General features: G+C 72.8%; 15 protein-coding genes. 6 read left to right on the forward strand and 9 right to left on the reverse strand.

What is annotated here, in order from left to right; translation table 11 throughout:
• Positions 1 to 8: 8 nt before the first annotated feature.
• From BLV39_RS15145 to BLV39_RS15170, 6 genes are all read right to left on the reverse strand, one after another.
• Positions 9 to 1,067 (reverse strand): hypothetical protein, encoded by a 1,059-nt coding sequence (locus tag BLV39_RS15145; protein ID WP_090792006.1) that lies wholly within the window; start codon positions 1,065 to 1,067, stop codon positions 9 to 11.
• A 179-nt stretch (positions 1,068 to 1,246) separates the two neighbouring features.
• Entirely contained in the window at positions 1,247 to 3,499 is a 2,253-nt protein-coding gene (locus tag BLV39_RS15150) for a helix-turn-helix domain-containing protein (RefSeq protein WP_090792008.1), read from the reverse strand.
• Between the two features lie 53 nt (positions 3,500 to 3,552).
• Positions 3,553 to 6,069 carry a bifunctional polysaccharide deacetylase/glycosyltransferase family 2 protein gene (locus tag BLV39_RS15155; protein ID WP_239083631.1) on the reverse strand — a complete coding sequence of 839 codons (2,517 nt, stop codon included), beginning with the start codon at positions 6,067 to 6,069 and terminating at the stop codon, positions 3,553 to 3,555.
• Positions 6,066 to 7,046 carry a hypothetical protein gene (locus BLV39_RS15160; protein WP_090792011.1) on the reverse strand — a complete coding sequence of 327 codons (981 nt, stop codon included), beginning with the start codon at positions 7,044 to 7,046 and terminating at the stop codon, positions 6,066 to 6,068. The genes BLV39_RS15155 and BLV39_RS15160 overlap by 4 nt, the downstream gene beginning before the upstream one ends.
• A gap of 668 nt (positions 7,047 to 7,714) precedes the next feature.
• Positions 7,715 to 8,482: a dihydrodipicolinate synthase family protein gene (locus BLV39_RS15165; RefSeq protein ID WP_176984931.1), complete on the reverse strand. Its 768-nt coding sequence runs from the start codon at positions 8,480 to 8,482 to the stop codon at positions 7,715 to 7,717.
• A gap of 10 nt (positions 8,483 to 8,492) precedes the next feature.
• A complete protein-coding gene (locus BLV39_RS15170; protein WP_090792016.1) occupies positions 8,493 to 10,169 on the reverse strand; it encodes a dolichyl-phosphate-mannose--protein mannosyltransferase in 1,677 nt (558 codons plus the stop codon).
• Positions 10,170 to 10,254: 85 nt separating this feature from the next.
• Here BLV39_RS15170 and rsmI point away from each other — a divergent pair, with 85 nt between their 5' ends.
• Positions 10,255 to 11,106 carry a 16S rRNA (cytidine(1402)-2'-O)-methyltransferase gene (gene rsmI, locus BLV39_RS15175; protein WP_090792019.1) on the forward strand — a complete coding sequence of 284 codons (852 nt, stop codon included), beginning with the start codon at positions 10,255 to 10,257 and terminating at the stop codon, positions 11,104 to 11,106.
• 3 nt (positions 11,107 to 11,109) lie between these two features.
• Here the strand turns inward: rsmI and BLV39_RS15180 are convergent, their stop codons facing one another.
• On the reverse strand, positions 11,110 to 11,979 hold the full coding sequence (locus tag BLV39_RS15180; RefSeq protein ID WP_090792022.1) for a hypothetical protein: 870 nt from the start codon (positions 11,977 to 11,979) through the stop codon (positions 11,110 to 11,112).
• Positions 11,980 to 12,114: 135 nt separating this feature from the next.
• Here BLV39_RS15180 and metG point away from each other — a divergent pair, with 135 nt between their 5' ends.
• Positions 12,115 to 13,908: a methionine--tRNA ligase gene (metG, locus tag BLV39_RS15185; protein ID WP_090792025.1), complete on the forward strand. Its 1,794-nt coding sequence runs from the start codon at positions 12,115 to 12,117 to the stop codon at positions 13,906 to 13,908.
• Here the strand turns inward: metG and BLV39_RS15190 are convergent.
• Positions 13,905 to 15,179: a hypothetical protein gene (locus BLV39_RS15190; protein WP_090792028.1), complete on the reverse strand. Its 1,275-nt coding sequence runs from the start codon at positions 15,177 to 15,179 to the stop codon at positions 13,905 to 13,907. The genes metG and BLV39_RS15190 overlap by 4 nt on opposite strands.
• Positions 15,180 to 15,288: 109 nt before the next feature.
• On the opposite strand from BLV39_RS15190, the gene BLV39_RS15195 reads away from it, so the two are divergent.
• Together BLV39_RS15195 and BLV39_RS15200 are read left to right on the forward strand one after the other, a co-directional pair.
• A complete protein-coding gene (locus BLV39_RS15195) occupies positions 15,289 to 16,182 on the forward strand; it encodes a TatD family hydrolase (RefSeq protein WP_090792030.1) in 894 nt (297 codons plus the stop codon).
• Between the two features lies 1 nt (position 16,183).
• Positions 16,184 to 16,756, forward strand: a complete 573-nt coding sequence (locus tag BLV39_RS15200) for an isochorismatase family protein (RefSeq protein ID WP_090792033.1) — start codon at positions 16,184 to 16,186, stop codon at positions 16,754 to 16,756.
• A 10-nt stretch (positions 16,757 to 16,766) separates the two neighbouring features.
• Here the strand turns inward: BLV39_RS15200 and BLV39_RS15205 are convergent, their stop codons facing one another.
• The gene (locus BLV39_RS15205; RefSeq protein WP_090792036.1) at positions 16,767 to 17,141 is read right to left on the reverse strand and encodes a VOC family protein; all 375 of its coding nucleotides are present in this window, start codon (positions 17,139 to 17,141) and stop codon (positions 16,767 to 16,769) included.
• Between the two features lie 81 nt (positions 17,142 to 17,222).
• Between BLV39_RS15205 and rsmA the strand changes: the two genes are divergently transcribed.
• The gene (gene rsmA, locus BLV39_RS15210) at positions 17,223 to 18,086 is read left to right on the forward strand and encodes a 16S rRNA (adenine(1518)-N(6)/adenine(1519)-N(6))-dimethyltransferase RsmA (protein WP_090792039.1); all 864 of its coding nucleotides are present in this window, start codon (positions 17,223 to 17,225) and stop codon (positions 18,084 to 18,086) included.
• Between the two features lie 32 nt (positions 18,087 to 18,118).
• Positions 18,119 to 19,072 carry a 4-(cytidine 5'-diphospho)-2-C-methyl-D-erythritol kinase gene (locus BLV39_RS15215; RefSeq protein ID WP_090792041.1) on the forward strand — a complete coding sequence of 318 codons (954 nt, stop codon included), beginning with the start codon at positions 18,119 to 18,121 and terminating at the stop codon, positions 19,070 to 19,072.
• Positions 19,073 to 19,126: the final 54 nt, after the last annotated feature.

Consider the following 19,126-nt stretch of genomic DNA (forward strand, 5'->3'; position numbering starts at 1 on the left):
TGGCTGGATCAGGCCGGGGCGTCCTCGTGGTCCTGCGCGTCGCGCAGCGACGGCTCGTCGGCCTCCTCGAGCGTCCGTACCGGCGGCAGGCTGACGTCCACGTCGAAGTCCTGGTCGAACTCGGCGTCCTGGTCGCCAGGGCCCTGCTCAGTGTTGACCACCGAGTCGTCGGCGTCGATGGTCGTGGTCTCGGTGTTGGTGGTGTCGTTGTCCTCGTTGGTGACGTCGCCGTCGCCCAGGCCGATCGCGGAGTCGTCGTTGTCGGCGATGTTGGTGCCCGAGCCGACGTTGGAGTTGTCGAGCGTCGAGTCGTTGACGTTGTTCACGTCGCCGTCGCCGAAGTTGATGACGCCGTCGTTGTCTCCGTCGACGTCCACGTCGTTGGCCTGCTGCTCGTTGTTGTTGCCGATGATCGCCCGGTCGACGTCGCCGTCGGCCACGATGCCGGTGTTGACGCCGGTCACGACGGGCGCCTCGAGGTCACCGTCGACGCTGACCGCGCCGTCGCTGTTGAACAGGTTGTCGCCCTCGATGTCGCCGTCGACGACCTGGGAGTTGGCCCCGGTCGCGGCGTTCACCTCGTCGGCCTCGCCGACGGCCACGGCGCCGGCGCCGGACGCGTTGGCGGCGTTGCTGTCGACGTCGATGTCGCCGTCGAAGTCGTCGCCGACCTCGACGTTGGTGCTCTGGTCGAGGATCTCGGTGATCACGTCGTTGTCGTTGTTGGTGACCTGCGTGACGTAGGTCAGGTGCTGCACGACCTGCTCCATCGACTGCGGCCCGGAGGTCACGTGGTGTGCGGGCGGGGAGTAGCCGCCGCCACCGCCACCGCTGCCGCCGCTGGTGTAGCTCTGCAGCGCGCCGCGGGCGTCGGCCGGGAAGCCGGGGTCGCCGCAGGCCTGCTGCACGATCGCGGGCATGTCCAGACCGGACAGGTCGTGCTCGGTGATGCCCGAGGCGACAAGCTCGCCCTCGGGGTTCTGGGCGAACTGCAGTGCCTTGCCCGGGTCGCTCGCCAGCTGCTTGACGAAGTTGACCAGGAGGTTGGTGAGCTCGACGTTCTGCATTTCCGGTTCCTCCTTCAGAGGATCTCTCGCGCTCCCGGCCTGTCTGGCGGGTATGGATACAGCGTCGCCGCCGGGCCACCCCCCGGACATCGGGAAGTCCCCCCTGGCTGGGGGGAGGGGTTAGGGGGATCGGCCGGTACACAGCAGACCGCGAAATCGACCTCTGATGACGCGGAGTGTCAGGAATCCGCCTGACCAGTGTTGAGCAGGGATTTCAAGGCGGCCACGAACTCGGCTCGGTCGGTCGCGCCAACCTTCACCCGGATCCGTGCCACGTGGTGTTCGACGGTCTTCGGCGAGATGTAGAGCTGTGCCCCGATCTCCTTGTGGGTGCGGCCATCCAGCACCAACCGAGCCACCTCTACCTCGCGTTCGGACAGCCCGGCCGTGTTGCTCTCGCCGGCCCCGGAGCGGTCTTGCTCCACACCGGACAGTTCGCGGGCCACCTCCAGCAGCCGGCGGGCGGCGGCCGGGTCGGCGGTACGGATCGCGGCGTGCCCGGCGAGCCGGGAGGCCTCCCAGGGCAGCTCGGCCGCGGCCAGCCCGTCGACGGCGGCGACCACGGCCGCGACGTCGACCGTCCCGGCCATCGAGCGTGACCACACCACCGCGGCGGCCGCCTGGGCGCGCTGGCGTTGGTGTGCGGGATCGGCGGCGGCGATCGCGTCGGCGGCCGTGGCGACCACGGCCGCGTCGTCGGCCGCGACCCCGAGCTGGAGCCGGATCCACGCGATGGCCACCGTCCAGGCCGCCGGGCTGCCCAGGCCGGTGACCGCGGCGTCGAGCGTGGCCAGCACCGGCGCGATCCGCTGGGGCCGGCGCAGCCGGGTCGCCGCCACCGCGAGCTCCTCGACCTGCTCCACCTGGAACAGGTCGACGGCCTGCCGGGCCAGCACGGGCTCGACGCTGGCCCACGCCTCGCGCAGCTTCGCGATGTCACCGGAGCGCCGGGCCAGCCCGGCGCGCAGCGAGGCCGCCAGCAGCACCTCGCGGCCCGGCAGGCCGCTGCCCAGCCGCCGCAGCTCCGCGGCCGCGGTGTCGTAGCGGCCGGTGCGCAGCCGCACCCAGGCCAGCAGCAGCCGGTGCCGCTGTGTGCCGACCGGCCCGCCGACGCCGCGTTCGAGGGCGCGGCCCAGCAGATGCTCGGCGGTGGCGGCGTCGCCGGCGGTCACCGCGACGACCGCTCCCCACGCGTGCGGCGTATCGGGCAGGACCACGGCCGGCGGGGTCCGCTCGGCCGCCTCGGCGGCCTCGATCAGCAGGGGTACGGCGGCCGCCGGATCCCCACCCGCCGCCAGCACCGCCTCAGCCAAGAGAAGCAAGGGCCCCTTGTTAACGCTTTCCGCATAGGAAGGGTCCCTTGCTAACAGCTCGCGGGCCGTGGCCGCTCGGCCCAGGGCGACCAAAGGTGGCACCGCCAGCAGCGGGCCGGGTGGTGCGGCGGCGGCCAGCACCTCGGCCGCGCGGGCCGGCCGGCCGTCGTGCGTCGCGACAGCGCCGGCCACCAGGGCAAGGCGGTGGGGGTCGCCGGCCGGGCCGGGGTCGACCGGGAGTCCGACCAGCGCCGCCGCCTCGGCCTGCCCGGCCGCGACCAGGGCCGGCTCGGCGCCCGCGTCCACCGCGTCGGCGTACCAACCGATCGCGGCGGCCGGGTCGGTGAAGCGCAGGCGGTCGCCGGCGGCGCGGAACACGTCGGCGCCGGTGCGGATCCGGGCGGCCCGCAACTGGGTCGCGGCCGCGACCGGGTCGGCGCCCGAGGCGGCCAGGGCGGCGGCCACCCGGGCGTGCACCCGGCGGCGCTCGGCCGGCGCGAGGTCGTCGAGCAGCGCGGTCGCGACGGCGGGCACCGGCCGCTCCGCGCCGGGCACCAGGAAACCCAGGTCGCGCAGCGTGCGCAGGGCGTCGGCGAGGGCGTCCGGACGTTGGCCGGTGGCTTCGGCAAGCACGTCGTCGGTCAGGTCGAGGCCGAGCGCGAGCGTCCGCGCGACCTCGGCAACGCCCGGAGACACGGTGGTGAGCCGCCGCTGCACGCGGGGGAGCAAGCCGCCGGTGGCGAGCAGGGCCGCGATCGCCGGCCAGCCCGCCGACGGGGTGTGCAGGTCGGTGCGCCCGGTCAGGGCCGCGACACCGGCGGCGTCGAGCGGACCTAGCTGCACGACGCCGTCACGTGCGGCGAGCTCGTCGAGCTCGGCCAGCGCCGGCCGGTCCAGGGTCGGGCGGCGGCCGAGCAGCACCGGCACCTGGCGGCGGGCCACATCGGACAGCGCGCGCAGGGTCGGCTCGTCGAGCCGGTGCGGATCGTCGACCACCACAGCCGCCGCGGACGGCGGGACAGCGGGCCGGTCGGGGGTCACCCAGACGGCGTCGGGCGGGGCGAGCGTGCGCAGCCGGTGCGTACGACCGGCTCCATCCACCCCGACCACGACCGTCACAAAACGTCAGCCTGCCAGAGATTCCGACATTCCCGCGCTGACGGATTCCTGACCTACGCTTGGACCGCGGCCTCGCCGGTGCGGCGCAGCTTGTGCCAGCGCAGTCGGCCGCCGGTCAGGGCGGTGACCAACGACTGGATCAGGACCAGATACATGAGCTGCCGGTACGCGAACTGTTGCAGCGGCAGCGTCCAGAGTGGCGTGAGCCGCTCCTTGTCGAGCTTGAACGCGACCACGCCGGTCACCACCTGCATGCCGAGCATCGCGAGCCAGGCCAACACGGTCTCCAGGCGGCCGGCGAACAGCACGCCGTAGACGGCCAGCAGGTCGATCACCGGTGCGAGCAGCGGCAGCGCGATGCTGAACAGCGCCAGGAACGGCAGGCCGCGCCGGCCGAACCGGCCCGACGGCCCGTCGTCGACCAGCGACCGGCGGTGCTTCCACATCGCCTGCATGGTGCCGTAGCTCCACCGGTAGCGCTGCCGCCAGAGCTGGCTCAGCGAAGCGGGTGCCTCGGTCCAGGCGCGGGCGCGGCCCTCGTACACGACCTTCCAACCGGCGCGGCAGAACGCGATCGTGACGTCGGTGTCCTCGGCGAGCGTGTCGTCGCTCATCCCGCCGATGGCCAGCAGCGCGTCCTTGCGCCAGGCGCCGATCGCTCCCGGGACCGTCGGCATGCAGCGCAGCGACTCGTACAGCCGGCGGTCGAGGTTGAAGCCGATCACGTACTCGATGTGCTGCCAGCGGGCGACCAGGGTGGCCCGGTTGCCGACCTTGACGTTGCCGGCGACCGCGCCCACCTCCGGGTCGGCGAACGGCTGCACGAGCTGGCGCACCGAGTCGCTCTCGAAGACCGTGTCCCCGTCGACCATCACGATGATGTCGGTGGTGGCCGCGGCGACGCCGGTGTTCAGCGCGCTCGACTTGCCGCCGTTCGGCTTGCGGATCACCCGTACGTTGGGCAATCCGAGCGACTCGGCGATGTCGGCGGTGTCGTCGGTCGAGCCGTCGTCGACGACGATCACGTCGATGCCGCCAGGGTGGTCGCCACTGGCCAGCGACCGGACGGCCGACTCGATGCCCTCCCGCTCGTTGTAGGCGGGCACGATCACCGTGACCCGCTCGGTCACCGGCGGACCCCACGACCAGTTGCCGCGGCGGCGCCTGGCCTGCGTTCCGGAGAGCACGAAGAGCAGCAGCGTACGGATCAGCGTCAGGGCACCGACGACCAGGAAGAGCACCGCGAAGAAGTCCAGCGACCAGTCGGCGATCCGGATCGCGGTCGCGAGGGCCAGGCCGCGCTGCTGGTCGGCGGCCGCGGCGGGCGGGTTGGGCAGCACCGTCGGCGCGGCGCCGGTCTCCGGGTCGGTCAGGGAGCGCCGCAGGCCGTCGGAGACCGTGACGAAGCTGTACCCCTGAGCCTGCATCATCGGGATGAACCGGTCGAGCGCCTGCACGGTCTGCTGGCGGTCACCACCGGCGTCGTGCAGCAGGATCACGGCGCCGGCGTCGCCCTCGGGCAGCATGCTGGCGACGATCTTGTCGACGCCCGGGCGTTCCCAGTCGCGGCTGTCCAGGTCGTTGACCACGGTGACATAGCCCATCCGGCCGGCCTTGGTGACCAGGTCCCAGGCGGAGTCGTCGATCGCGTCGGCCCGGGACGAGTACGGGAACCGCAGCAGCGAGCTGCGCACCCCGGCCGCTTCGGCCAGCGCGAGCTGGGTCTGCGAGTACTCCATCCGCCGGCGCCACTCGGGGAGCGTCGCGATGTCCGGGTGGGTGAAGGTGTGCACGCCGAGCTCGTGGCCCTTGCCGACCAGGTCCCGGGCCAGCTCGGGATAGCGGACCACCTGGGAGCCGATCACGAAGAACGTCCCGTTGGCGTGGTAGCGGTCCAGCGTGGCCATCACCTGCGGCGTCCACCGGGGGTCGGGGCCGTCGTCGAAGGTGAGCGCGATGGTCTTGGGGGGCAGCCGGTAGGAGCGCGCGTCCTCACCCGGCCGCGCGTTGATGATCGGTCCGCCGCTGAGGATCTCCTCGGGTACGACGGTGGTGTCGCCCTGCTCGGTCTGGTGGTCGGGGGTGAAGCGGGCGTTCGCGTACGCCTCGACCAGCAACAGGCTCACGAAGACGAAGACCAGGACCGCGGCGACGACCCACTTGGGCTTGGGCACGACCCGGCGGGCGGTCCGCTTGGGTGGCGGTGGATCCGCGTGTACGACCGGGGGTGCGCTGGCCGGTGGTGGCGGCGGCGCCAGCATCACGGCGGTCGACGCCTCGTCGGGTCGGGTGCGGGTGCGCTGGCTCGGCAGCACGCGGGTCGCCACGTTGAGGTTGAGCGGCCAGCGCGGGGGCGGGTTGTCGGGCACGGTGGCGCGGCCGGTCGCGGGTGGCTGGGGGATCGGGATCGGCTGCGTGTCTTCGTCCGGGTCGGGGAGCTCGTCCAGCGGCGGGTACTCCGCGCGTTGCGGGCCGATCTTGATGCCGGCCGGGACGCTGGCCTTCCCGCGGACGGGCTCGCCGGCGATGCCGGCGAGCCCGTCCGCGGGGTCACGGGTCGGTGCGCTCATGCGGCGCTGACGGTCGCGGTGGGTGCCGGCTCGGCCGTGGCGGTGACCGCCTCGGTGGTCCGGGTGGCTTCGGTGGTCCGGGTCGCCTCGGGGGCGCTGTCGCCGCCGGAGTCGGAGCCGCCGATCGGGTCGCCGGTGCCGTCGTTGCCGGTGCCGATCGCGGTGCCGGTGTCGGAGCCACCACCGTTCTCGGGGCCGCTGCCGGTGCCACCGCCAGATCCGCTGCCGGATCCGCTGCCGTTCTCGGGGGCGCTACCGGTGCCGCCACCGCCGGTGCTGCCGCCGTTGCCGGTGTCGGAGCCGTTGCTGGTGTCGGGGCCGCTGCCGGTGCCGCCGCCGGATCCGCCGCCGGTCTCAGACCCGCCGCCGTTCCCGCCGCCTCCGGAGCCGCTGCCGGCGTCGCCGCCCCCGGCACCGTTGCCGCCCGGGTCGGGCGTCGGTGGCGTGGTCGGCACCTGTGGCGTGGGATCCGACGGAGGGAGGGTGCCTTCCGGCGGACGGGTCGGCTCGCTGGTGACCGGGGGTGGTGAGACCGGCGCCGTGCCCTTGGCGGGGCTCGGCGTCGGCCGGGCGGCCACCGGGATGGTCGAGGTGCGCACGCTGCCGGGGCCGCCCGGGGCGGTCGGCGGCGGAAGCGGCGCCACGAACGGGCCGGGGTTCGGCGGCCGGAAGGCGGTGCGTAGGGAGGTTTCGGCCGGGGTCCCAGCCCGATCGGGTTGTTGCACGCGGTCGGGGAACGGCATCAACGCGTGCGGCAGCGCGGGCCCGCCGGCGATGCTGACCCCGACCAGCGCGGTGTAGCCGAGGCAGACGGCGCCGATGCCGTACGCCGCCCAGCGCACGAGGCGCCGTCGGCGGCCGGTCTCGTCGACGAAGATCGGCGGCGCGGCATCGTGCCCGAGGGCCACTCCGAGCGGGCCCGTCGGGTCAGCGGCGGTGACGATGATGTCGGTTTGGGGTTCCTGGTCCGGAATCACGCGGGGAAGCGTAAGAAGCACTCTCCGCAATGAGGAGAGGTGAGTCACTCGCCTGAGCGTCGTCGGCCCAGTCCGTAAAACTGCCCGAACCGGCCGTCACCATCACAAGTACCCCGTGCGGGGAGCGCGACCGAATGGCAAATCGCCGCCGTGACCAGGATGGACGTCCAACGTCAACGTCGGTGACGGCCCCGGTGTGCGATAGGCCCTGTCCAATACGCGACACATGTGAGTCTTGTTCGACGATGCTCGCGTCGGGAATCCGACCGCACATCTACCCCGCATCACCCGTTGTGCCAGTGATCGCCGCTCGTTAAACTCCCATGTGCGCGCCCCTATCGCCCGCTTCCCCCGTGGCAGGCGATCGGGGCGCGCCCTTTCTTTCCCCCTCCGGTCCCCCGGGGCCGGGGTGGCCGGCGGGGTCTCCGCTGGTGCCGGCGCCGTCGCGGTGTGCGGGTTCTCACGCGGTTTAACCCCAGGTGCGCGGCGACGCGGTCTAGCCGCAATGTGCGCGGCTTAGCCCAGGCGGGCGGTGGCGCGGGGTTAGCGCAGGCTGGGGCGGACCGCCCTTTCGGCCCAGGTGCGCGGCTCAGCCCAGGCCGGCGGTGGCGCGGGCTCAGTGCAGGCTGCGGCGGATGTTCCTTCAGCCGAGGTGCGCGGTGGCGGGGTCAGCCCAGGCGCGTGCTGGTGGACGTGCCGTAGCGCTCGGCGACGAGCGATTTGAGGCCCGCCGGGAATCGCTCTTTTGACCTCAGGTGGGGCTCTAGGAGGGCGCGTTGCGCGGTTGCGTCGCCGGCGAAGGCGGCTACCGATTCGGCCGGGTGTGTGTTGGCGACCGCGAGGATGGCGCCGGCCGCACCGACCGCGCCGGCCATCAGGACGAGTGCGCTTGAACCCACGTAGACCGCTCGGTCCCAGACCGCGAGTTCCTGGAGCAGGCGTTCGGCGGAGCCGGTCGAGTCCTTGAGGCCGGCGATCGGCAGGTCCGGCAGTGCCGGCACGGGCACGTCACCGCCCGCGGTGCCGGGGAAGTGGTACGCCAGCACCGGGGCGTTGCCGGCCGCCTTCGCCGCGGCTTCGTAATACGCGTGCAGGTCGCCGGGGCGGCGGGGTGGGGCTACCAGGACCGCGTCGGCACCGGCGCCGACCGCGGCCGCGATGCGGGCCGCCGCCGCGTCACGCCAGGCACCGCTCGCGCCGGTTATCACCGGCACCGAGGAGGGCAGGGCGGCGCGGACCGCTGCGGTGAGGCCCGCGAGCTCCGCGTCGGTCAGCGTGTCGGCCTCGCCGGTGCTGCCGCCGACGAGGACGGCGCGGACGCCCTCATCGGCCAGTCGGGCGGCGTGGGTCGCGGTAGCACGCTCGTCGATCGCGTTGTCGTCGTCGAACAGGGTCACCAGCGCCGCAGCGACGCCGGTCCATAGCGGATCGGTCACGACCAACAAGCTATATCCAGCGGGACCCCAGCCACATCCGTGCGGACCAGTCCGCGTACGGCATGATGTCGCCGACGAAGACCTTGAAGAAGTAGGCGAAGCAGAGCACGACCAGCACCAGGTACGCGCCTGCGATCACGCCGCCGACCAGGCGTCTGTCGGCCAGTTTGCGGGCGGCCTCCGGACTCGCCGCCACCGCCGCTCGGCCCGCTGGATACATGATCGCGCCGAGGACGTAGACCACGGCCAGGACCATGAACGGCAGCGCCGGTGCGGTGTAGAAGGAGAACATCGTGCGGCCGTTGTCGATCGCGTACCAGAACCACGGCGCGAGGCCGAAGAACACCATCAGCAGGATCGAGCCGGCCCGCCAGTCGCGGCGGGCGATGCCGAGCCAGACCAGCCCGGCCAGGGCCGGGAGGAACGACCACCACAGCACCGGCGTACCTAGCAACAACACCTCGGAGGCGCACGAGTCGGCGCCGCAGGTGCCGGTGTTGGACCAGTAGAACGCCACCGGTCGGCCGAGCAGCAGCCACTGCCAGGGCCACGACTGGTAGGTGTGCTTGGTGTCGAGGCCTTCGTGGAACTTGAAGGCTTCCGAGTGGTAGTGCCACAGGTTGTGCAGCGCGCCGATGACCGGGGGCTCGGGCCGGCCGCTGTCGGCCAGCCAGTGCCGGTAGAAGCCGTCGTCGGTGAGCAGCCAGCCGCTCCAGCTCGCCACGTAGACCAGCGCGCCGACCACGACGAACATGCCGACCCAGCCGAGCTCGTCGAGGAGCGTGTCGCGGATCGGGTGGCGGGCGCCGACGGTGCGACGGACGCCGTACTCCCACCAGAGGATGAGCAGCACGAACGCCGGCAGGAAGAACAGCGCGCTCCACTTGACCGAGACCGCGCAGCCGAACAGCACGGCCGCCGCGAACCGCCACCACGGGAACGCGAAGGGCAGGCGGCCGGCGCGACCGAGGCGGGTCGGGTCGAGGCCGGCCTCCATCGCCGTCAGCCAGCGCCGGCGGCGGCTGTCGCGGTCGGCGACCAGGGCGCCGAACGCGGCGAGGATGAACAGCAGCAGGAAGATGTCGAGGATGGCGGTGCGGGACAGCACCAGGTGGAAACCGTCCAGCGCGAGCAGCAGGCCGGCGGCGCCGCCGAGGACGGTCGAGCCGAACATCCGTCGGGCGACCCGGACCATGATCAGCACGGAGACCGTGCCGGCGACGGCGGCGGAGAATCGCCAGCCGAGCTCCGGGGCGGCGGTCCACAGGTGGCCGGCGGCGCGGACGTTGCCGTCGGCGTCCTGGTAGCCGAACAGCCACTCGCCGATCGAGATCAGCCACTTGCCGAGCGGCGGGTGGACGACGTACGAGGCGACGTTGTCCTTGTAGTTCCACTCGACGCCCTTGCTCAGCAGGCCGTAGGCGTCTTTGGCGTAGTAGGTCTCGTCGAAGATCTTGCCCGGCGGGTTCGACAGGCCGATGAACCGGACCAGCGCGGCGACGGCGACGACGAAGCCGGTGACCGCCCAGGACCACGGATCGCGACGCGCGTCGAACGGCAACAGCCGGCGTCGGACGGTGTCGGGGACCGCGCTGTTTCGCGCCGGTATGGCAGAGGGGAGCTCCGGTGCCTCGGCCTCGTCGGGCCCGGCCTCGGGGCTCGCTACGCTCGTCGCCGCCAGGGTCACCCCGCGATCGTAGGCTGCCAGGACCGAATTGGGGTGTTCGGCAGGCAGGCTTAAAGCAGGCCGGTTGCGTACGAGGGGGAATGAGATGCCGGAAGACGGCCGGAACGGTCGGTTGATCCTGGTTGGTGCGCCACTCGGCAACCCGGCCGACGCGTCCACCCGGATGCGTGACGCGCTGGCGGAAGCCGACGTCGTGGCCGCCGAGGACACCCGGCGGCTGGTCCGACTGGCCCGTGACCTGGGCATCACCGTAGCCGGCCGGATCGTCTCCTACTTCGAGGGCAACGAAGAGCGGCGTACCCCGGAGCTTGTCGAGACCCTCCGCGACGGCGCCGTCGTCGCACTGGTCACCGACGGCGGGATGCCGAGCGTCTCGGACCCCGGCTACCGGCTGGTCCGCGCCGCGCTCGACGCCGGCCTGCCGGTCACCGTCGCACCCGGTCCGAGCGCCGTGACCACGGCCCTGGCCCTCTCCGGGCTGCCCACCGACCGGTTCTGCTTCGAGGGCTTCCTGCCCCGCACGGGCGGCGCTCGCCGGACCCGGCTGGCGGCGCTCGCCGCCGAGGAGCGCACGCTGGTGCTCTTCGAAGCGCCGCACCGGCTGGCGGCGATGCTCGCGGACCTGGCCACGGCGTTCGGCGCCGACCGGCCGGCCGCGGTCTGCCGGGAGCTGACCAAGACCTACGAGGAGGTCGTCCGCCGGCCGCTGGGCGGGCTCGCCGAGTGGGCCGCCGAGGCCGGGCCGAAGGGCGAGATCACGCTGGTGGTGGCCGGTGCGCCGCCGGCGGCGGCCACCCGACCGCCGGACGAGGCGCTGCGGGCTGAGGTCGCCGAGGCGGAGGCCGCCGGTAGCTCACGGCGCGACGCGATCGCGGCCGTCGCCGAGCGCCACGGCGTCCGCCGACGCGAGGTGTACACGATCGTTCACGCGCAGTAGGGCTCAGTAGGCGGCGGCCAGGAACCCGATCGTGACCAGCAGGGGTGCGGCCATTCCGAAGGCGGCGGCCGTGCGCCGGGCCCGTCGGTCCTCGAGCCGCAGCGCTCCGGTCGCGAGCACGATGCCGAGGCCGCACAGCAGCACCAGCAGCAGGCCGAGCAGCCAGCGCAGCGTCATGACGGTGCCGTCCGTGAGGTAGGCGGTGGCGCTGCCCGCGTGCACCATCTCGGCCCGGATCTGCGTGCCGGGTGCGGTCTGCGCCCGGGTGGCACCGACCACGCGTACACCCTCGGTGGTGAACTGCCCGTCCGCCGAGGTGAACGAGCCCTTGCAGCGCTGGGTCAGGCCGGAGCCCACGCAGCCGGTGACGGTGGCCGTGCCGCTGTCGCCGCGTCCGACCGCGAGCCAGATCGGGTCGGCGGTGACCCAGGCGAAGAACGTGCCGGCCAGCGCGAGCACGACCAGCAGGGCGAGCGCGGCGCGAAGTCGGCGCGGTTTGCGCGGGCGGCGGCCGGGCCGGGCGGCGTGCCGGGTGGGCCGGGTGGCGGAGCGGGCCTTGGCGGCCAACCGCGCCGGTGACCACTCCCGGTCGACCTCCTCGGCGGTCAGCCCGTGCGCCGCCACCGGCGCCGGCGGCGTGGAGTCACGCAGCGACGCCTCGATCACCCCGCCGCTGCGGGCCCGGGCGGCGCCCTGCACGGCGGCGGCGAGGCCGTTGACCGAGGCGGGCTCGCGGGTGGGCGCCGGGATACTCGCGCGTCCGACCGCGTCCCGTGCCGGGTCAGACTCGTTGGCGGGTACGGCGATTTCCGACTCGTAGGCGAGCAGCTCAGGCTCGCCGGCGGTCTCAGGTCGTTCGGGCGTGGCGCTCACAAATCTCATTGGACAACGCCTCACGTCACCCTTCGTGCAGGTAAAGGGCGTGTCGGCGGATAAATCCGGACAATGCGGCGGTGGGTGCTCGGGCTCGCTGGCCGGGCTCCCTCGGGGCTTACTACCCTTGCGCCCATGAGTCACGTTCTCGCCGCGGTCGCCTGGCCCTACGCCAACGGCCCGCGTCACATCGGCCATGTTTCCGGCTTCGGCGTTCCCGCCGACGTGTTCAGCCGTTACATGCGCATGGCCGGGCACGACGTGCTCATGGTTTCGGGCACCGACGAACACGGCACGCCGATCCAGGTGCAGGCCGACAGCGAGGGGTTGACCCCCCGGGAGCTGGCCGACCGCTACAACCGGGTGATCGTCGAGGACCTGCACGGGCTCGGTCTCTCGTACGACCTGTTCACCCGCACCACCACCGGCAACCACTACCAGGTGGTGCAGGACCTGTTCGAGGGGCTCTACCGCAACGGCTACATCATCGCGAAGACCACCCTCGGCGCGATCTCGCCGTCGACCGGCCGCACCCTGCCCGATCGCTACATCGAGGGCACCTGCCCGATCTGCGGGTACGGCAGCGCGCGCGGCGACCAGTGCGACAACTGTGGCAACCAGCTCGACCCCGAGCAGTTGATCAACCCGAAGTCCCGGATCAACGGCGAGACGCCGGAGTTCGTGGAGACCGAGCACTTCTTCCTCGACCTGCCCGCGGTCGCCGACGCGCTCGCCGCCTGGCTGGACACGCGTGAGGGCTGGCGGCCCAACGTGCTGCGGTTCTCCCGCAACCTGCTCGACGACCTTCACCCCCGGGCGATCACCCGCGACCTCGAGTGGGGTGTGCCGATCCCGCTGGACGGCTGGCGCGACCGCTCGGACAAGCGGATCTACGTCTGGTTCGACGCCGTGATCGGCTACCTGTCGGCGTCGATCGAGTGGGCCCGTCGCACCGGCGACCCTTCGGCGTGGAAGAAGTGGTGGTCGGCCGACGGCGAGGGCAAGGACGCCGCCGCGTACTACTTCATGGGCAAGGACAACATCGTCTTCCACTCGGTGATCTGGCCGGCGATCCTGCTGGGCTACTCGGGCCAGGGTTCCCGCGGCGGATCGCCCGGCGACCTCGGCGCGCTCAACCTGCCGACCGAGGTGGTCTCCAGCGAGTTCCTCACCATGGAGGGGCGCAAGTTCTCGTCGTCGCGGCAGGTCGTCATCTACGTGCGCGACTTCCTGGAGCGCTACGACGCCGACGCGCTGCGGTACTTCATCGCGGTGGCCGGGCCGGAGAGCCAGGACACCGACTTCACCTGGGCCGAGTTCCTCCGCCGCAACAACGACGAGCTGGTCGCCGGCTGGGGCAACCTGGTCAACCGGTCGATCTCGATGGCGGCCAAGAACTTCGGCGCGATCCCGCCCGCCGTGGACCTGACCGAGGCGGACGAGGCGTTGCTGGCGGTGGCCAGGGTCGGCTTCGGCACGGTCGGTGGACTGATCGAGAAGCACAAGCAGAAGCAGGCGATCGGCGAGGCGATGCGGGTGGTCGCCGAGGCCAACAAGTACCTGTCCGACCAGGCGCCGTGGAAGCTCAAGGACGAGGCCGACAAGCCCCGGATGGGCACGATCCTGCACGTCGCGCTCCAGGTCGTCAGCGACGCGAACACGCTGCTCACGCCGTTCCTGCCGCACTCCGCGCAGAAGGTGCACGAGCTGCTCGGCGGCACCGGCACGCACGCTCCGATGCCGGCCATCGAAGAGGTTTCCGACCTCGACGGCGGCCCGGCGTACCCGGTGCTGACCGGCGACTACACGGTCGGCGCACGCTGGGAGTCGACACCGATCGAGGCCGGCCGCGCACTGGCCGCCCCGAAGCCGGTGTTCCGCAAGCTGGACCCGTCGATCGTGGACGAGGAGCTGGCGAGACTCGCCTAGATCTCGTACCGGTTGTCGACGATCTGGCGGTCGGTGACCTCGCTGAGCGGCGCCCAGGTCTCGTACACGCCGCGTTCGTAGCACTGGGCGCCCAGCCGGGCGACCGCCTCCGGGTCGGGGCGGCACAGCCGCAGCCGCAGCCACCCCGACTCCTGGCGGAGCACCAGGCAGGGTGAGTCGCGCCAGCGGCCGTACTCGTTGCGGCGGGCCAGGGTCTCCACCGGGTAGCGGGCCGCCCGGGTCATCGCCAGCACCCGGAACTCGCCCGGTGGGTCGGCGACCGCGACACACTCCTCGCCGCGGTACGTGCCGACCAGGTGCACCGCCGACTGCTGGTCGCCCAACTGCACGTACTCCTGGTCGGGTGGGATGCCCGGCAGTTCCGAGAGCAGCGGCCGCCAGCGCGGGCCGGCCATCCGCAGCCAGCCGCGCTGCTCCGGCTGGAAGGTGTAGAGCATCGCCTCGTCGCCGTCGGCGGTGTAGGCGACCAGGGTCGCGCCGGCCGGCATCGGCAGGTCGGTGAAGTTGCTGGTGACGAACTCGGGGATGACGTGGCGGCCGCTGGGCGCGAAGCCGGTGCCGAGCACGGGTGCGCCCATCCGGTCGTGGGCCGGCATGGTGACGAGGCCCGGGTAGCGGTCGTACGAGGGCAGGTCGAAGTCGGACGGGTCGACCGCCCGCCAGCGCAGCGCGAACGCGATGTCCTCGCGGTCCCGCCCGTTGTCGGCCTCGGTGCGCAGCAGCGTCAGGTCGGCCGGGGTGCGCAGGTGGGCGACGTCGTACTCGCGGTAGCAGAACCCGTGCGGCAGCCGGCCGCGCAGGTAGGCGGCCACCTGCTGGGCCGAGAGGTGCTTGACCATCCGGGTGCCGCGCCGGATGTGCGCGCTCGCCCGCAGCGACATCAGGATCGGGTCGCCGGCCGCCGCCGGGTTCTGGCTGCGGGTGTGGATCTCGCGCCAACCGACCGCCCGGCTCAGCGGAAGGGTCAACGGGTCGTCCGGCTCTTCCGGGCCGTCGTGGTGCGCCCGGTCCGGGTGGTGCGGGTCGGCCGGCCGGCCGTTGACCGCGGTGACCTCGGTGACGTGGGCGTACCGGTGGAAGGGATGACGCGCGCCGGGCCGCGTGTCGGGCTCGAAGCCCTCGCCCCGGTCGGTGCTGAACAGCTCGTACGCGGCACCCCTGGCGATCTCCACCGCCGGGTACGTGATCTCGCCGAGGGTGACTCGCAAATCGGTAGTGGAGCCCGTGCGCTCCTGGGGGGTGACCGCCACCTGGCAGACCTTAAGTGCGCCGCGTGATTCGGCCATGAACAATTCGTGAACTTCTGCCGCGCGGCGTCGCAGGTGGGGGCATGCCGTCTATGTGTGATGCTGACCGGCGATGAGCGAGCAACCGAACGAGTCGCGCCAGGAACGTGCCGCCCGCCGTGCGGGGGAGTTCCCACCGCCGCCCATTCCGCTGGCGGTGCCGGTGGCCGACAGTCACACGCACATCGATATTACGGTAAGCGAGGCCGGCGGCGGCGGACGCGACGTGTTCGGCCCGGACCCGGTCTCGGGGGCGATCGCGGCGGCGGCCAACGCCGGCGTGGACCGGCTCGTCCAGGTGGGCGTCGACGTCGAGTCGTCGCGCTGGGGACTGGCCGTGGCCCGCGAGCACTCCGCCGTGGTGGCGACGGTCGCGTTGCACCCGAACGAGGCGCCGCGGCTGGCCAACCTCGACGAGGCGCTGCGGATCATCGAGGGCCTCGCGGCCGACGAGCGGGTCCGGGGCATCGGCGAGACCGGCCTCGACACGTTCCGCACCGGCGACGAGGGCCGGCCGGCGCAGGAGGCCAGTTTCCGGGCGCACATCGCGATCGCCAAGCGGTACGGCAAGACGCTGGTGATCCACGACCGGGACGCGCACGCCGACGTGCTTCGGGTGCTCGACGACGAGGGCGCGCCCGACACCGTCGTGCTGCACTGCTTCTCCGGTGACGAACAGTTCGCCGCCGAGTGCGTGCGGCGCGGTTACCTGCTGTCCTTCGCGGGCACCGTGACCTTCGGCAGCGCGACCGCGCTGCGCGCGGCGGCCGTGGTCACCCCGGCGGAGCAGATGCTGGTGGAGACCGACGCGCCCTACCTGACGCCGATGCCGTACCGCGGCCGCCCGAACGCGTCCTATCTGATCCCGCTGACCGTGCGAGCGCTGGCCGAGGCGAAGGGTGCCGACGTCGACGAGCTCTGCACCGCGATCTCGGGTGCGACCCGGCGGGCCTTCGGGCACTGGTGACATGACGCTGACGACCCTGGACGCGCGTACCGCGCTGGTGGTGATCGACCTTCAGCAGGGGATCGTCGCGCTGCCGACCGCGCCCTACGAGGCCGGCGAGGTGCTGGTGCGATCGGCGACGCTGGCCGACGCGTTCCGCGCGCACGGGCTGCCGGTGGTCCGGGTCCGGGTGTCGTACGCCCCGGACCTCGCCGACGCCGCACCCGGCCGCACCGAGTCAGGCCGGCCCGGGCCGCTGCCGCCCGACTGGGATCGCCTGGTCGACGAGTGGCCCGGCGACCTGGTGATCACCAAACGGAACTGGTCGGCGTTGTACGGCACCGACCTCGACCTGCAACTGCGCCGCCGGGGCATCACCCAGATCGTGCTGACCGGGATCGCGACGAGCATCGGTGTCGAGTCGACCGCCCGGGCGGCGTACGAGCGGGGCTATCACGTCACCCTGGCGGTGGACGCGATGAGCGACACCGACGAGGCCGCGCACCGGCACAGCGTCGAGCGGATCTTTCCCCGGCTGGGCGAGACTGGGACCACCGCGGAGATCATCGAGCTGCTGGACTGGACCCGCCCGTAAGGCCGGAGCGTCACCGGTCGGAGAGCACCGAGAGCACGTTGCCCGCGGGGTCGGTGAACCAGGCGATGTCCGGCCCGTTGCCGCGCACGATGCCCTTCTCGTCGTGCGCCATGCCCTCGTAACGCTCGAACCTGATGCCCCGGCTGGCCAGGTCGTCGACCGCGGAGTCGATGTTGGCCACCGGGAAGTTGAGGATCGTGAACGTCGCCGGCCGGTGGTTGGCCTTCGGGTAGACCAGCACCTCGGCCCCGGCACCGATGTCGAGCATGAGCATCCCGTTGAGCTCCGAGACGGGCAGACCCAGCTTGTCGCCGTAGAACTGCTTGGCGGCGGGAATGTCGTCGACCGAGAAGCCACTGAACGGTCGGGTTGGTGTGAATGTCATGAATAGACCTTCCGCCGAGTCGTCACCCCGATCGTCACACGCTCCGCCGGGGCGCGCAGGGCTTCCTTTAGGCTCGGCGCCGTGACCGAACTGCTGGGACCGGCCGAGATCCGTGCGCTTGCCGGCCGGCTCGGGGTGGTTCCGACCAAGCGGCTCGGGCAGAACTTCGTGCACGACCCCAACACCGTGCGGCGGATCGTCGCGGCCGCCGACCTCGCGCCGGACGACGTGGTCCTCGAGGTGGGGCCGGGGCTGGGCTCGTTGACGCTCGGCCTGCTCGCGGCCGGGGCCCGGGTGCACGCCGTCGAGATCGACCCCGTGCTGGCCGGTGCGCTGGCCGAGACCGCGGCCCAGCACGGTGCGTCCGCCGGCGCCCTGACCGTGCACACGGCCGACGCGTTGCGGATCACCGCCGCGGAGCTCGACCCGGCGCCGACCGCGCTGGTGGCCAACCTGCCCTACAACGTCGCGGTGCCGGTCGTGCTGAACCTGCTGGCCGAGTTGCCCACCCTGCGGCACGGCCTGGTCATGGTGCAGAAGGAGGTCGCCGACCGGCTGATCGCCGGACCCGGTGGCAAGGTCTACGGCATCCCGTCGGTCAAGCTGGCCTGGTACGCCGCCGCCCGCTCCGCCGGTCGCGTGCCGCCGAGCGTGTTCTGGCCGGTGCCCAACGTCGACTCGGGGTTGGTCGGGTTCACCCGGCGGGAGCCGCCGCGGGCCGACGTACCCCGCGCGGATGTTTTTCGGGTCGTCGACGCGGCCTTCGCCCAGCGCCGCAAGACGCTGCGGGCCGCGCTGGCGGGCTGGGCCGGTGGCGCCGACCGCGCCGCGCAGGTGCTGGTGGCCGCCGGTGTCGATCCCGGTGCCCGCGGCGAGGCGCTGGGTGTGGGCGCGTTCGCCGACATCGCGGCAGCGGCCAACGTGACCTCAACAGCGCCCGAGTAGGCTGACGCCGTGCTGAGCCGGGACATCACTCCGTGACCGAAGCGTGGGAGCCGGAGGACGACGAACGCCCTCGGCTGGGAGCATCCGGCCCGGTCAAGGTCAGGGTCCCGGCGAAGATCAACTTGCACCTGGGTGTCGGCCCGGCGCGTGCGGACGGCTATCACGAGCTCAGCACCGTTTATCACGCGATCGCCCTGCACGACGAGCTGACCGCCCGCCGCGGTGACACGCTGACGCTGACCATGGAGGGCGTCGGCACCGGTGAGCTGGCGCTCGACGAGAGCAACCTGGCGATCCGGGCCGCCCGCGCGCTCGCCCGGCAGGCCGGCGTCCCCGCGCACGCCCGCCTCCACCTGCGCAAACAGATCCCGCTCGCGGCCGGGCTGGCCGGTGGCAGCGCCGACGCCGCCGCCGCGCTGGTCGCCTGCGACACGCTCTGGGGCACCGGGATGAGCCGCGACGACCTCGCCGCGGTCGCCGCCGAGATCGGCTCCGACGTGCCCTTCCTGGTGTACGGCGGCACCGCGCTCGGCACTGGCCGGGGCGAGACGGTCAGCCCGGTGCTGGCCCGCCCGACCACCTGGCACTGGGTGGTCGCGATCGCCGACGGCGGCCTCGCCACCCCCGCCGTCTACGCCGAGCTCGACCGGCTGCGCGCGCTGCGGGCCGCCCCGCCGCCGCTGGGCAGCACCGACGACCTGCTCGCGGCGCTCCGCCAGCGCGACCCCGAGGTGCTGGCCGGCGCGCTCGGCAACGACTTGCAGGCCGCCGCGCTCTCCCTGCGCCCGCAGCTCGCCGACGTGCTCAAGGCCGGCCGGGCCGCCGGCGCGCTCGCCGGCATCGTCTCGGGCTCGGGCCCGACCTGTGTCTTCCTGGCCTACGACGCGTCCGAGGCGAACATGATCGCCACGGCGCTGGAGCAGGCCGGCGTCTGCCGCGAAGCCCGCACCGCAACCGGCCCAGTGGCAGGAGCCCGGGTCGTCTAGGTCCTATCCGATGAGTCAGAACGGCCTGCGACGGGCCCAGCCGCCGCCTGGCGG

This window comes from Asanoa ishikariensis, assembly GCF_900107455.1.
In the GTDB taxonomy this organism is placed as follows: domain Bacteria; phylum Actinomycetota; class Actinomycetes; order Mycobacteriales; family Micromonosporaceae; genus Asanoa; species Asanoa ishikariensis.